Here is a 13,572-nt window from a genome sequence, read left to right as displayed (position 1 = left end):
CGAAAGTTAGACCTTCGGATTTATTACTGTAAGATAAATAACAAACCCACATCTCCTAAAAAGTAATTAATGAATACTATATCGGCCAAAAAATATAATTCAAGCTCATAAAAACCTCTAAAAACATGGAATAAAATAAAATAGTAGATACTTTTTTTTATTGAGAGAAAATCCCAATAAAAAAACGTTTATGACCTTTTATCCTTGAAGACAACCTAAGATAAGTAGAAAGTGTTGATGCTAAAAATGGTTGCTCCCACGTTGGGTGACTTTGTATTGACCATAAAAAAACACCGCTCTTGCGAAACGGTGTTTTTTGGGATTTGCTTTATAGCAACGACTTAGACATCGAGGTTGGCAACTTTTAAGGCGTTCTCTTCGATGAATGCGCGACGCGGCTCAACTTGATCACCCATTAAGGTGGTAAACAGTTCATCAGCACCAACAGCATCTTCAATCGTGACTTGCAGCATACGGCGAGATTCAGGATCCATCGTCGTTTCCCACAACTGATCTGGGTTCATTTCACCTAGACCTTTGTAGCGTTGCAGGCTTAGGCCACGGCGAGACTCTTTAATTAACCAGTTCAACGCATCAACAAAGTTATCGACAGGTTGAATACGCTCACCACGTTGAATGTAAGCCCCTTCTTCAACTAAGCCATAAAGTGCTTCAGAAAGGTCCGCCAGCTTGCTGTACTCTTTCGAATTGAGCAAATCAGCACTTAATAGATGTTGGTGCGTTACACCATGAGTGCGCACTACAATCTTAGGCTGATAAATACCAAGGTCCGCATTGTGCTCAGTTTCAATGCTGTATTGGCTTGCGCCAACTTCTTTCGCATTTAACTGCTCCACCAGCTGTTTGCCCCACGCTTCTACTACTGCAGAATCAGCGCATTGATCAACAATGATACGCGGCATATAGATGAATTCATGGATCAAGGCGTAAGGGTAGCGGCGGCTCATGCGCTCCACCAGCTTAATGGCGACATTGTATTGCTTAACCAAGGTTTCTAACGCTTCGCCTGCTAATGCTGGCGCTTGAGGGTTAACATGCAGTGAGGCACCATCCAATGCCAAAGCAACTTGGTATTGGTTCATCGCATCTTCATCTTTGATGTACTGCTCTTGCTTGCCTTTTTTCACTTTATACAAAGGCGGTTGAGCAATGTAGATGTAGCCACGCTCAATAAGCTCAGGCATTTGACGATAGAAGAAGGTCAACAGTAGCGTACGGATGTGCGAACCGTCGACATCCGCATCGGTCATGATGATGATGTTGTGATAACGCAGTTTGTCTGGGTTATATTCATCACGGCCAATGCCACAGCCTAATGCGGTGATAAGCGTTGCGACTTCTTGCGAAGAAAGCATTTTGTCGAAACGAGCTTTTTCAACGTTAAGAATTTTACCTTTCAGCGGCAAAATCGCTTGGTTTTTACGGTTACGTCCCTGCTTGGCAGAACCGCCAGCAGAGTCCCCTTCCACTATGTACAGTTCAGATAGTGCAGGATCTTTTTCTTGGCAATCGGCGAGTTTACCCGGCAAACCGGCAAGATCTAACGCACCTTTACGACGTGTCATTTCACGCGCTTTACGCGCCGCTTCACGAGCACGAGCCGCATCAATGATTTTTGAACAGACCATTTTGGCTTCACTTGGGTTTTCAGCCAAAAACTCCGCCAATTTCTCACCCATTGCTGACTCAACCGCAGATTTCACCTCGGATGAAACCAATTTATCTTTAGTTTGGCTAGAGAACTTAGGATCCGGCACTTTCACTGAAACCACCGCGGTTAAGCCTTCACGAGCATCATCACCCGAGGTCGCCGCTTGCGCTTTTTTCGAGAAGCCTTCCTTATCCATGAAGGTGTTTAGGGTACGAGTTAACGCCCCACGGAAACCCGCTAAGTGGGCACCACCATCACGTTGAGGAATATTGTTGGTAAAGCAGTAAATGTTTTCTTGGAAACCATCGTTCCACTGCATCGCCACTTCCACGGTAATCCCATCGTCACGCTCAGAGCTGAAATGGAATACTTTTTCATGGATCGGCGTTTTATTGCGGTTTAAATGGCCAACGAACGCTTTAATACCACCTTCATATCTGAAATGGTCTTTTTTATCTTCTTCGCGTTCATCAAGCAATTTGATGGATACACCAGAGTTTAGGAAAGAGAGCTCACGCAGACGCTTAGCTAAAATATCGTAATGGAATTCAATGTTGGTAAAGGTTTCAGCACTTGGCCAAAAACGCAGGGTTGTCCCGGTTTTATCGGTTTCACCCACCACAGCCAACGGCGCTTGCGGCACACCGTGACAATAAGTTTGTGTGTGAATAGCGCCGTTACGGTAGATAGTCAGTAGCACTTTTTCAGACAGCGCGTTGACAACGGACACACCGACGCCGTGCAGACCACCCGAAACCTTGTATGAGTTGTCATCAAATTTACCGCCCGCATGCAGAACCGTCATAATAACTTCCGCGGCAGAAACTTGTTCTTCTTCGTGAAGGTCGGTAGGAATACCACGGCCATCATCGCTAACTGAAACTGAATTGTCTTCGTGAATAGTCACTACGATGTCTTTACAGTGACCTGCCAACGCTTCATCAATTGAGTTATCCACCACCTCAAAAACCATGTGGTGCAGACCGGTGCCATCATCCGTGTCGCCGATGTACATTCCTGGACGTTTACGAACCGCGTCCAGACCCTTCAGTACCTTAATACTCGATGAATCGTAATTATTCGACATGAGTTACTCTCTCACTATTTTATCCGTGCTCTATTGTGCCATGTTCCACATGAAACATCTTGCTGTTTGACTCAATCATGTCTGCAACTTGGCCTTGCGTAATAGAACTTACAAAAACTTGTGCCCCCGTCGATTTTAAGCAATCCGCTAAACGCTTACGACGATGGCTATCTAATTCGGAAGCAAAGTCATCAATTAAATAGATGCATTGCTTACCTGTCAGCTCGGTTAAGTGTTGTCCTTGTGCGACGCGCAGTGCACACACCATTAATTTAAGCTGACCGCGTGATAGAACATCTTCAACCGGTGTTCCATTGACCTTTATTTTTAAATCCGCTTTGTTCGGGCCACTGAATGTGTAGCCTAGCGATTGATCGCGTTCGAAGTTTTTCTCGAGGATTTGTTGATAGGGCGTCTCTTTTTCCCAACCACGATAATACTTCATTTGCACATCAAATTCTGGCAAAAAACTGCGACACAACGCCTCGGCAACACACTTCATTTGCGTCACATAATGTGTGCGCCATGCATCGATTTGTTCAGCCAAGCGCGCCATCTCCTGATCCCAGTAACTGAGTTCACGATAATGGGTTGCCGTTTTTAACAACGCATTGCGCTGCTTATTGAGGCGCTTAAAACGCCCCCATGCATCATAAAAGGCAGGTTCACTATGAAATACCCCCCAATCAATAAATGCACGTCGTTGTTTTGGTCCATCGGTGAGCAGATCAAACCCTTCCGGATGAATCAATTGCAAAGGTAAAACTTGTGCCAGTTGCGCCAGTTTTTGCCCAGATTGACCGCCTATTTTAACCTCTGTTGAACCGTCACGCTGCTTATTAATGCCAATCGGTAGCTCAAATTGATCCGAGGTCAAAAAACGCCCATGCACAAACAGCTCCTGACACTCATTTTGTATGACGCGTCCGGTTAAGGCGCTTTTGAACGAGCGACCATGACCCAGCAGGTAAATCGCTTCCAGTACACTGGTTTTGCCGCTGCCATTAGGGCCAATAAGAAAGTTAAAGCCTGATGATAATGGGATATCACAGGCTTTAATATTACGAAATTGTTGGACGATTAAACGAGTCAGCGGCATTGCGCAAACTTAAAGTCGGATCGGCATGACGACATACATCGCGCTGTCGTCATCGCGATTTTCAATCAGCGCGCTGGCGTTGGCGTCAGACATCGATACACGAACCTGTTCACAACGTAATGTATTCAGTACATCGAGTACATAGCTGACGTTAAAACCGATTTCGATGGCGTCGCCTTCAAAGGTGACATCCAACAACTCTTCCGCTTCTTCTTGCTCTGGGTTGTTGGCGGTAATGCGCATTTCATTATCCGCAAGATTAACCCGTACCCCGCGAAACTTTTCATTTGAGAGAATCGCGGCACGAGAAAATGCCTGACGTAACTCATCACAGCCCGTTTCTAAGGTTTTGGTCGTTTGCTGCGGCATAACGCGGCGATAATCAGGGAAGCGGCCATCAACCAGCTTAGAAGTGAAGATGAAATTATTCACTTGGGCGCGCAAATTTGAGCTACCAATTTGCAGCACAACCAGCTGTTCTGGCGCATCAAGTAACTTGACCAGTTCCTGTACCCCTTTACGCGGCACGATGATCTGTTTATTGGCAAAATCCGCGCTGAGTGCTGTTTGCGAAACCGCCATACGGTGTCCATCGGTTGCCACAGAGCGCAAGGTTGAACCGTCGATTTCAAATAGCATACCGTTCAGGTAATAACGCACATCTTGGTTAGCCATCGAAAACTGGGTTTTCTCAATTAAACTGCGCAGTTCTGCCTGAGTGAGCGACACTTCCACTTCACTTTGCCAATCTTCAATATTAGGAAAGTCACTGGCAGGTAAGGTTGCCAGAGAGAAACGGCTACGGCCAGAACGCATCTGAATGCGATCGCCTTCCAATACCACAGTGATCACGGCGCTATCGGGCAAGCCGCGACAAATATCTAAAAATTTACGCGCAGGGACAGTGATGCTTCCTGCTTCGCACTCACCTTCAAGAGTCACGCGGCTAATCAGTTCGACTTCGAGATCGGTCGCCGTCATCGACAGCACGTTCTCTTCCACTTTGAGCAACAAATTACCAAGAATTGGCAAAGTCGCACGTCCGCCTAATGTTCCAGATACTTGCTGAAGTGGCTTAATGAAGTGGCTACGTTCAATAGTAAATTTCATAGTTAGCTCTTACGATGTTATCGGGCAACCCCAAATGTGAGGGTTAAAATAGCTGATATAAGAAGGTTGTGCATCAAGAAGACAGGGTACGAATTAAATTCGAATAGTCTTCTTTGATGTCGTGGCTCTCTTCACGTAGCTGCTGGATTTTACGGCAAGCGTGCAGCACTGTCGTATGATCTCGGCCACCAAATGCATCACCAATTTCAGGCAAGCTGTGGTTAGTCAGCTCTTTAGCTAGTGCCATCGCCAACTGGCGTGGACGAGCAACCGAGCGAGAGCGACGTTTAGAAAGCAAATCCGCCACTTTAATTTTGTAGTATTCCGCCACGGTCTTTTGAATGTTATCAATGGTGACCAATTTTTCTTGCAAAGCTAATAAGTCACGCAGCGCTTCACGCACAAAATCGATGGTGATCGGACGGCCAGTAAAGTTAGCGTTGGCGATAACACGGTTTAGTGCGCCTTCCAATTCACGCACGTTGGAACGTAAGCGTTTGGCAATAAAAAAGGCAACTTCATCGGCAAGATGAATTTGGTGATCTTCTGCCTTCTTCATTAAAATCGCGACACGCGTTTCAAGCTCTGGTGGCTCAATCGCAACCGTCAAACCCCAACCAAAACGAGATTTCAGGCGATCTTCCACCCCATTGATCTCTTTCGGATAGCGGTCGGAAGTCAAAATGATTTGTTGGTTACCTTCAAGCAATGCGTTAAAGGTATGAAAGAACTCTTCTTGCGAACGCTCTTTATTGGCAAAGAATTGAATATCATCGATCAAGAGTGCATCGACACTGCGGTAATAGCGTTTGAACTCTTCAATCGCATTATTTTGCAGCGCTTTCACCATATCTTGCACGAAACGCTCTGAGTGCATGTAAATCACTTTCGCATTCGGGTTGTTATCAACAATCGCATTACCAACTGCGTGCAATAAGTGTGTTTTACCTAGCCCTGTACCACCGTATAAGAAGAGTGGGTTATAGGCCGCGCCAGGGTTATCGGAAACTTGACGCGCTGCAGCCAAACCAAGTTGGTTCGATTTACCTTCAACGAAGTTATTGAACTTATGTTTAGGGTTAACGTTTGATCTGTGATTAATGTCTGCCACAACCGTGTCGTTTTCCCACGTACGATGTACTGGTTTACGCGCTTGTAACTGTGCAGGAGCTGAAGATTCAGCCGCGACATCCGCTTGAGTACGAACGGGAGCAGCTTTAGGCGCGCTGACCCGGCGACTACCCACTTCAAAACGCAGGTTCGGGGTATCGTGGCCACAATGCTCTTGCAGTAGTCGGTTGATGCTGTTGATGTATTTATCGCGCACCCAATCAAGCACAAATCGGTTTGGGGCGAATAAAGTGAGAGTATTGTCATTGAGCTCCGCTTGTAACGGACGTACCCACATGCTGAATTCCGCTGCTGGTAACTCTTCTTGAAGCTGTTGCAAACATTGCAACCAAAGCGAAGATGACACGGTTGCCCTCACCCTAAGTAAATGATCGAAAAGACTGGCGATTTTACCTGTTGATAACCAAGATCGCCAGCGATTGATCCGTGATCCAGTGAATAAGATCGAAGTTATTCACACAATTTGCGCTTGATTTTTGTCGATCTTCACAATTAGCACCACTTTACCCACACGATGATCCACATATACAAGGATCCTCTATACTTATCCCCAATTGTGTCACTATGTTCGGTTATGGTTAATAACTACTGGTTATTTATTCTATTGAGTGCTTTACCAGTAACATCCCTCTCTATAAATATAAGGAGTTTCAAGATGAAAAACTGGGTTAAAGTCGCCATTACTGCAATTGCACTATCCGCTGCAAGCGTACACGCGGCAACGGAAATAAAAGTCGGCATGTCAGGGCGCTATTTTCCATTCACTTTTGTCAAACAAGACAAGCTGCAAGGCTTTGAAGTGGATGTTTGGGATGAGATAGGTAAACGCAATGATTACGATGTAAAATATGTTACGGCTAATTTCTCCGGTCTCTTTGGCCTGCTTGAAACTGGCCGAATTGATACCATTTCAAACCAAATCACCGTCACAGAAGCACGTAAAGCGAAATACTTATTTGCTGACCCGTATGTCATCGACGGTGCACAAATTACCGTTCGCAAAGGTAATGACAGCATTAAAGGGATTGACGATCTTGCCGGCAAAACGGTCGCGGTCAATTTAGGCTCAAACTTCGAGCAGCTACTGCGCAGCTTTGACAAAGACAATAAAATCATCATCAAAACTTACGATACTGGCATTGAACATGACGTTGCTCTTGGCCGTGCTGATGCGTTTGTGATGGATCGCCTTTCGGCTCTGGAATTGATTAAAACAACGGGCTTACCGTTGCAATTGGCTGGTCACCCTTTTGAAACCATTGAAAACGCTTGGCCGTTTGTTAATAACGAGCAAGGCCAAAAACTGCAAGCTGAAGTGAATCAAGCGTTAGCTTCGATGCGCGCTGATGGCACACTGAGTGCGATTTCTGAAAAATGGTTTGCTGCCGATATCACCAATAAGTAAATTCCCCTATTATCAAAAGATGGGATTGAGGTGGAACCACACATTCCACCTTTTTTGTTTTAAAAAGGTAAGCCGATGGGATTTGATTTTCACTATATGCTTGAGCTGATGCCAATACTGCTCAGGTATTTAGGCACCACCATGGAGATGGCGACTTGGGGCTTAGTGTTTGCTTTGATCCTGTCGGTCATTTTAGCCAATATTCGTGTGTTCAAAGTGCCCATTTTGGATCCGCTAAGCCAGCTGTACATCAGCTTTTTCCGCGGTACTCCCCTGCTGGTACAACTATTTCTACTCTACTATGGTCTGCCGCAAGTGTTACCGTGGATGGTCGGTTTAAATGCATTTAGCGCCGCGGTGATCGGGCTAACTCTTCACTTCGCCGCTTATATGGCAGAAAGTATTCGCGCCGCCATTTTGGGTATTGATCGCAGCCAAATGGAAGCGAGTTTGTCTGTGGGTATGACCACAAGCCAAGCAATGCGCCGCATTATTTTGCCGCAAGCCACTCGTATCGCGTTGCCATCATTAATGAATTACTTCATTGATATGATCAAATCGACCTCATTAGCTTTTACATTAGGAGTCGCTGAGATCATGGCCAGAGCGCAGATGGAAGCTTCGTCAAGCTTTCGCTTCTTTGAAGCTTTCCTCGCCGTTGCATTAATTTACTGGGCCGTAGTGGTGGTACTGACTCGGGTACAAATTTGGGCTGAAGAGAGACTCAATAAGGCGTATGTACGATGATTAAACTCGATAATATTCATAAGCGCTTTGGCGATACTGAAGTGCTCAAAGGAATCAGCTTAGCAATAGAAAAAGGTGAAATCATCGTCATTATTGGCTCAAGCGGTACAGGTAAATCGACCTTACTGCGCTGCGTCAACTTCCTAGAACGCGCAGACCAAGGCTCCATTACTATTGATGATGTCACCGTCGACACCCAGCAACAGACCAAAGCAGATGTATTAGCACTGCGCAGAAAAACAGGCTTTGTTTTTCAAAACTACGCGCTGTTTGCTCATATGACGGCGAGGCAAAATGTCGCCGAAGGGCTCATTACGGTGCACGGTTGGAAAAAAGATCTCGCCCTGACCCGCGCACAGCAGATTTTGGATGATATCGGTCTTGGGGATAAAGGAGAGAGTTATCCCGCAGCGCTTTCAGGTGGCCAGCAGCAGCGTGTTGGGATCGGTCGTGCGATGGCGCTACAACCAGAATTGCTGCTATTTGATGAACCTACGTCAGCACTCGATCCTGAATGGGTTGGCGAAGTGCTTGCTTTAATGAAGAAATTAGCCACTCATCATCAAACAATGCTGGTGGTTACCCATGAGATGCAGTTTGCAAAGGAGGTAGCCGATCGCGTGATCTTCATGGCCGATGGGCAAATTGTAGAGCAAGGCTCTCCACAGGATATCTTTGGTAATCCACAGGATCCTAAGCTCAAGAAATTTTTAAATCAGGTGGGGATCGACGAAGGATCCTTGTGATTTAAAGGAGACTGCGTATAATCCCCCGACCGGAATTTTAGTGAACCCAATCGTTGACACTTATTGTGACAGTGATTACAATTCCGCCTCTTTGTTGAGAGGCGTCGGATTCCTTTCTTTCTATTAAAGAAGCGAAAATATGCCCACGCCGGGTTTATTTGAACCTAAAAACTACTGATCAGTAAGGTAATTACACATGTCTAAACGCACTTTTCAACCTACCGTTCTAAAGCGCAAGCGTACTCACGGTTTCCGTGCACGCATGGCAACTAAGAATGGCCGTAAGGTTATTAATGCACGTCGTGCTAAAGGCCGCGCGCGCCTGTCAAAATAATTCGCGATTATTTTGAATACGTACGCGTTCAATCGGGAGTTACGTTTGTTAACTCCCGAACATTATAAAAAAGTCTTCCAGCAAGCGCACAGCGCAGGCTCCCCCCATTTCACTATCATTGCTCGCGAAAATGCTCTTACCCACCCAAGGTTAGGGTTGGCCGTCCCCAAAAAACAGATCAAAACTGCTGTTGGCCGTAATCGCTTCAAACGCCTCGCTCGCGAAAGCTTCCGTAATAAACAGCATCAACTTCCTAACAAAGATTTTGTTGTGATTGCGAAAAAGAGCGCGCAAGATTTAAGCAATGAAGAAATGTTCAAACTATTTGAAAAATTATGGCATCGCCTGTCTCGCCCTTCGCGTGGTTAGCAATCGGATTCGTCCGTTTTTACCAAGGAATCATCAGTCCTCTGCTTGGACCACGCTGTCGTTTTACTCCAACCTGTTCAAACTATGCGATAGAAGCGTTGAAAGCTCACGGTTTTGTAAAAGGGTGTTGGTTATCAGGCAAACGTCTATTAAAATGCCACCCTTTGAACGAAGGGGGTTTTGACCCCGTTCCGCCACCAGTCCAAAAACAAGACAGAGATAATTAACGATGGATTCTCAACGTAATATCCTGTTAATCGCCTTGGCACTCGTTTCTTTTTTACTTTTCCAGCAATGGCAAGTAGCAAAGAACCCAGCACCTCAAGCGGTTGAGCAGGCACAAAATAGCAGCACTTTAACTGCACCATCTATGGCTGATGAGTTAGACCCAGCACCAGCAGTAACCAATGCGTCTGCAAAAACCATCACCGTCAAGACTGATGTACTGACTCTGTCAATTGACACGGTAGGTGGTGATGTAGTGAAGGCCGAGCTGAATAAGTACGATGCTGAACTCAATTCAGAAGACCCATTTGTGCTACTTAAAGACATTCCTGGTCACCAGTTTATCGCGCAAAGTGGTTTAGTGGGACCGCAAGGGATCGATTTAAGCAGCAACAATCGTCCAAACTATACTGTTAGCGCCGACACCTTTGCTCTAGCGGATGGTCAAGACGAACTGCGCATTCCCATGACTTATCAAGCCAATGGCCTTGAATACACCAAAACCTTCATCCTTAAACGTGGCAGCTACGCCTTGGATGTTGAATTTGATGTAGTCAACCAATCTGGTAATAACGCGACACTGGGTATGTATGCACACCTACGCCAAAATTTATTGGACGCTGGTGGCAGCTTGGCTATGCCAACTTACCGTGGCGGTGCTTACTCAACACAAGATACACGTTATAAGAAATACAGTTTCGATGATATGCAAGATCGTAACTTGTCACTGCCTTTAGTTAACGGTGAAGGTTGGGCGGCGATGATCCAACACTACTTTGCCAGCGCGTGGATCCCACGTGATGCAGCAGGGTCAAACTTATACACTCGCGTGATTGGCAACTTAGGTGATATTGGTGTTCGCATGCCAAATAAAACCATCGCCAACGGTGAAAAAGCGACATTCTTAGCCACACTTTGGGTCGGTCCAAAACTACAAGATGAGATGGCTGCAGTTGCGCCAAATCTTGATCTAGTTGTCGACTACGGCTGGTTATGGTTTATTGCAAAACCACTACACATGTTGCTTTCATTCATTCAAAGCTTCGTTAGCAACTGGGGTGTAGCAATCATCTGCTTAACCTTCATTGTTCGCGGTGCTATGTACCCACTGACCAAAGCACAATACACCTCTATGGCAAAAATGCGCATGCTGCAACCGAAGCTGCAAGCAATGCGTGAGCGCATCGGTGATGACCGCCAACGCATGAGCCAAGAAATGATGGAGCTGTATAAGAAAGAGAAAGTAAACCCACTCGGTGGTTGTTTACCTATCTTCCTGCAAATGCCTATCTTCATTGCGCTTTACTGGTCATTAATGGAATCGGTTGAACTGCGTCATTCACCTTTCTTTGGTTGGATTCATGACCTTTCAGCACAAGACCCATACTACATCTTGCCACTGCTGATGGGTGTGAGTATGTTTATGATCCAGAAAATGAGCCCGACGACAGTCACTGATCCGATGCAACAGAAGATCATGACCTTTATGCCGGTTATGTTTACGTTCTTCTTCTTGTTCTTCCCATCAGGTTTAGTGATTTACTGGTTGGTATCGAACATCGTTACCTTGATCCAGCAAACCTTGATTTACAAAGCGCTGGAGAAAAAAGGCTTACACTCTAAGTAGCCACTTCAGCAAGAAGTCACACTGACAAGTGAAACAAAGGCGACCTTTTGGTCGCCTTTTTGTTTTTGGCTGATTACAATTGCGCTCATACACCCCTATGTTAGGTACCCTTATGTCTACAGACACCATTGTTGCTCAAGCAACCGCTCCAGGCCGAGGTGGCGTGGGGATTATTCGCGTCTCAGGCCCGAAAGCAGCTCAAGTCGCGCTTGAAGTAACCGGGAAAACACTGAAACCTCGTTATGCGGAATACTTGCCTTTTAAGCATCAAAATGGCACCGAACTTGACCAAGGCATCGCGATCTATTTTCCTAACCCTCACTCCTTTACCGGCGAAGATGTCCTCGAACTACAAGGACACGGTGGCCCGGTCGTCATGGATATGCTGATCAAACGCATTTTGGCTATCAGTGGCTTGCGCGCAGCGCGCCCGGGTGAATTTTCTGAGCGTGCGTTTTTAAACGACAAAATGGATTTAACCCAAGCGGAAGCGATTGCCGATTTGATTGATGCCAGCTCTGAAGAAGCGGCCAAATCCGCTCTGCATTCATTGCAAGGTCAATTTTCCAAACGCATTCACACCTTGGTCGATTCCCTAATCCACCTGCGAATTTACGTTGAAGCAGCGATTGATTTTCCTGAAGAGGAGATCGATTTTCTTGCCGATGGTAAAGTTGCCGCAGATCTGCAAAATATCATCGACAACTTAGACGCCGTGCGCAAAGAGGCCAATCAAGGGGCCATTTTACGCGAAGGGATGAAAGTGGTGATAGCAGGGCGTCCTAACGCGGGCAAATCAAGTTTACTTAATGCCTTATCAGGCAAAGACTCAGCAATCGTCACCGACATCGCAGGAACCACGCGTGACGTACTGAGAGAGCACATCCACATCGATGGCATGCCACTGCATATCATCGATACCGCTGGCCTACGTGATGCCAATGACGAAGTCGAAAGAATAGGTATTGAGCGTGCTTGGGATGAAATAGCAAAAGCAGATCGTGTGCTCTTTATGGTTGATGGCACCACCACAGATGCCACCGATCCGAAAGAAATCTGGCCAGATTTTGTCGATCGATTGCCTGAAAACATCGGCATGACGGTGATCCGCAACAAAGTCGATCAAACCAAAGAATCACTCGGTATCTGTCATGTTAATTCTCCAACCTTAATCCGCCTGTCGGCAAAAACTGGAGAGGGCGTTGATACTCTGCGTACTCATCTCAAAGAGTGCATGGGCTTTGCTGGGGGCAATGAAGGCGGTTTTATGGCCAGACGACGCCATTTGGACGCGCTAGAGCGCGCCGCACAGCACCTCATGATTGGTCAGCAGCAGCTCGAAGGCTACATGGCCGGTGAAATCTTAGCGGAAGAACTGCGTTTATCGCAGCAACATCTAAACGAGATAACGGGCGAATTTAGCTCCGATGACTTGTTAGGGCGCATCTTTTCGTCGTTCTGTATCGGCAAATGATCGCAGTGAGAAGCTTGATCACTCTTAATTATAGGAATATCTCATGATCCATATCATCACTGGCAGCACCTTAGGAGGTGCTGAATATGTCGCCGATCATCTCAACGATCTACTGCAAGAGCAAGGTTATACTACGACTATCCACAACCAACCCAACTTAAGTGATATACCCTCACAAGGGACTTGGCTCATTGTCACCGCCACGCATGGAGCGGGTGACTACCCAGACAATATCCAACCTTTTATCGCTTCTTTGCAATCAACACCACCGAACACGAGCGAGTTAAAATATGCCGTGGTAGCACTTGGCGATTCAAGCTATGACACGTTTTGCGCAGCAGGTAAGCATGCATATCAACTGCTTGAGGATATAGGTGCAACGCCAATTAGCGACTGTTTCACCATAGATATATTAGAATATTCCGTTCCTGAAGATGCCGCTGAAGTATGGCTCAAACAGCACATCGAACAATTCTAGCGAATAGCATAAAGTCACCAAGCGGCCTGTGAGCCGCTTTTTTTGTACCCTTAAGCTCTGTGTATAAC

Annotated in this window: 13 protein-coding genes; 9 read left to right on the top strand and 4 right to left on the bottom strand. The window is 46.1% G+C overall.

Going from position 1 to position 13,572, the window contains the following annotated elements:
- Window positions 1–341: 341 nt before the first annotated feature.
- From gyrB to dnaA, 4 genes are all read right to left on the bottom strand, one after another.
- A complete protein-coding gene (gene gyrB, locus AACQ17_RS00190; protein WP_094147612.1) occupies window positions 342–2,759 on the bottom strand; it encodes a DNA topoisomerase (ATP-hydrolyzing) subunit B in 2,418 nt (805 codons plus the stop codon).
- A 19-nt stretch (window positions 2,760–2,778) separates the two neighbouring features.
- Window positions 2,779–3,858 carry a DNA replication/repair protein RecF gene (gene recF, locus AACQ17_RS00185; protein ID WP_013855575.1) on the bottom strand — a complete coding sequence of 360 codons (1,080 nt, stop codon included), beginning with the start codon at window positions 3,856–3,858 and terminating at the stop codon, window positions 2,779–2,781.
- 9 nt (window positions 3,859–3,867) lie between these two features.
- Window positions 3,868–4,968: a DNA polymerase III subunit beta gene (dnaN, locus tag AACQ17_RS00180; RefSeq protein ID WP_094147613.1), complete on the bottom strand. Its 1,101-nt coding sequence runs from the start codon at window positions 4,966–4,968 to the stop codon at window positions 3,868–3,870.
- Between the two features lie 73 nt (window positions 4,969–5,041).
- On the bottom strand, window positions 5,042–6,445 hold the full coding sequence (gene dnaA / locus AACQ17_RS00175; protein ID WP_010319947.1) for a chromosomal replication initiator protein DnaA: 1,404 nt from the start codon (window positions 6,443–6,445) through the stop codon (window positions 5,042–5,044).
- Window positions 6,446–6,754: 309 nt separating this feature from the next.
- Between dnaA and AACQ17_RS00170 the strand changes: the two genes are divergently transcribed.
- The 9 genes from AACQ17_RS00170 (at window position 6,755) to mioC (ending at window position 13,504) form a co-directional block, all read left to right on the top strand.
- Window positions 6,755–7,504 carry an amino acid ABC transporter substrate-binding protein gene (locus AACQ17_RS00170; protein WP_026027668.1) on the top strand — a complete coding sequence of 250 codons (750 nt, stop codon included), beginning with the start codon at window positions 6,755–6,757 and terminating at the stop codon, window positions 7,502–7,504.
- Between the two features lie 75 nt (window positions 7,505–7,579).
- On the top strand, window positions 7,580–8,251 hold the full coding sequence (locus AACQ17_RS00165; protein ID WP_010319949.1) for an amino acid ABC transporter permease: 672 nt from the start codon (window positions 7,580–7,582) through the stop codon (window positions 8,249–8,251).
- Complete coding sequence (locus tag AACQ17_RS00160; RefSeq protein ID WP_013855580.1) at window positions 8,248–8,997, top strand: amino acid ABC transporter ATP-binding protein; 750 nt, start codon at window positions 8,248–8,250, stop codon at window positions 8,995–8,997. Before AACQ17_RS00165 ends, AACQ17_RS00160 begins: the two co-directional genes overlap by 4 nt.
- A 196-nt stretch (window positions 8,998–9,193) precedes the next feature.
- Window positions 9,194–9,331: a 50S ribosomal protein L34 gene (gene rpmH / locus AACQ17_RS00155; protein ID WP_010319951.1), complete on the top strand. Its 138-nt coding sequence runs from the start codon at window positions 9,194–9,196 to the stop codon at window positions 9,329–9,331.
- 12 nt (window positions 9,332–9,343) lie between these two features.
- Entirely contained in the window at window positions 9,344–9,700 is a 357-nt protein-coding gene (gene rnpA, locus AACQ17_RS00150) for a ribonuclease P protein component (RefSeq protein ID WP_026027667.1), read from the top strand.
- Window positions 9,667–9,927 carry a membrane protein insertion efficiency factor YidD gene (yidD, locus tag AACQ17_RS00145; RefSeq protein WP_081265547.1) on the top strand — a complete coding sequence of 87 codons (261 nt, stop codon included), beginning with the start codon at window positions 9,667–9,669 and terminating at the stop codon, window positions 9,925–9,927. The genes rnpA and yidD overlap by 34 nt, the downstream gene beginning before the upstream one ends.
- Before the next feature lie 2 nt (window positions 9,928–9,929).
- Window positions 9,930–11,552 (top strand): membrane protein insertase YidC, encoded by a 1,623-nt coding sequence (gene yidC / locus AACQ17_RS00140; protein ID WP_017046370.1) that lies wholly within the window; start codon window positions 9,930–9,932, stop codon window positions 11,550–11,552.
- Between the two features lie 112 nt (window positions 11,553–11,664).
- Window positions 11,665–13,026 carry a tRNA uridine-5-carboxymethylaminomethyl(34) synthesis GTPase MnmE gene (gene mnmE, locus AACQ17_RS00135; RefSeq protein ID WP_094147623.1) on the top strand — a complete coding sequence of 454 codons (1,362 nt, stop codon included), beginning with the start codon at window positions 11,665–11,667 and terminating at the stop codon, window positions 13,024–13,026.
- Between the two features lie 43 nt (window positions 13,027–13,069).
- A complete protein-coding gene (gene mioC, locus AACQ17_RS00130) occupies window positions 13,070–13,504 on the top strand; it encodes an FMN-binding protein MioC (protein WP_094147622.1) in 435 nt (144 codons plus the stop codon).
- The last annotated feature ends 68 nt before the right edge of the window (window positions 13,505–13,572 follow it).

Source organism: Vibrio sp. V10_P2A27P122, assembly GCF_963874335.1.
GTDB classification, from domain to species: domain Bacteria; phylum Pseudomonadota; class Gammaproteobacteria; order Enterobacterales; family Vibrionaceae; genus Vibrio; species Vibrio anguillarum.
The sequence above is the reverse complement of the archived record's forward strand: the minus strand, read 5'-3'. Positions and strand labels throughout refer to the sequence as shown.

Excerpts from the sequence above, each read along its gene's own strand:
- gyrB (WP_094147612.1), bottom strand. The coding sequence starts at position 2,759 with ATGTCGAATAATTACGATTCATCGAGTATTAAGGTACTGAAGGGTCTG.
- recF (WP_013855575.1), bottom strand. The coding sequence starts at position 3,858 with ATGCCGCTGACTCGTTTAATCGTCCAACAATTTCGTAATATTAAAGCC.
- dnaN (WP_094147613.1), bottom strand. The coding sequence starts at position 4,968 with ATGAAATTTACTATTGAACGTAGCCACTTCATTAAGCCACTTCAGCAA.
- AACQ17_RS00170 (WP_026027668.1), top strand. The coding sequence starts at position 6,755 with ATGAAAAACTGGGTTAAAGTCGCCATTACTGCAATTGCACTATCCGCT.
- AACQ17_RS00165 (WP_010319949.1), top strand. The coding sequence starts at position 7,580 with ATGGGATTTGATTTTCACTATATGCTTGAGCTGATGCCAATACTGCTC.
- AACQ17_RS00160 (WP_013855580.1), top strand. The coding sequence starts at position 8,248 with ATGATTAAACTCGATAATATTCATAAGCGCTTTGGCGATACTGAAGTG.
- rpmH (WP_010319951.1), top strand. The coding sequence starts at position 9,194 with ATGTCTAAACGCACTTTTCAACCTACCGTTCTAAAGCGCAAGCGTACT.
- yidD (WP_081265547.1), top strand. The coding sequence starts at position 9,667 with ATGGCATCGCCTGTCTCGCCCTTCGCGTGGTTAGCAATCGGATTCGTC.
- yidC (WP_017046370.1), top strand. The coding sequence starts at position 9,930 with ATGGATTCTCAACGTAATATCCTGTTAATCGCCTTGGCACTCGTTTCT.
- mnmE (WP_094147623.1), top strand. The coding sequence starts at position 11,665 with ATGTCTACAGACACCATTGTTGCTCAAGCAACCGCTCCAGGCCGAGGT.
- mioC (WP_094147622.1), top strand. The coding sequence starts at position 13,070 with ATGATCCATATCATCACTGGCAGCACCTTAGGAGGTGCTGAATATGTC.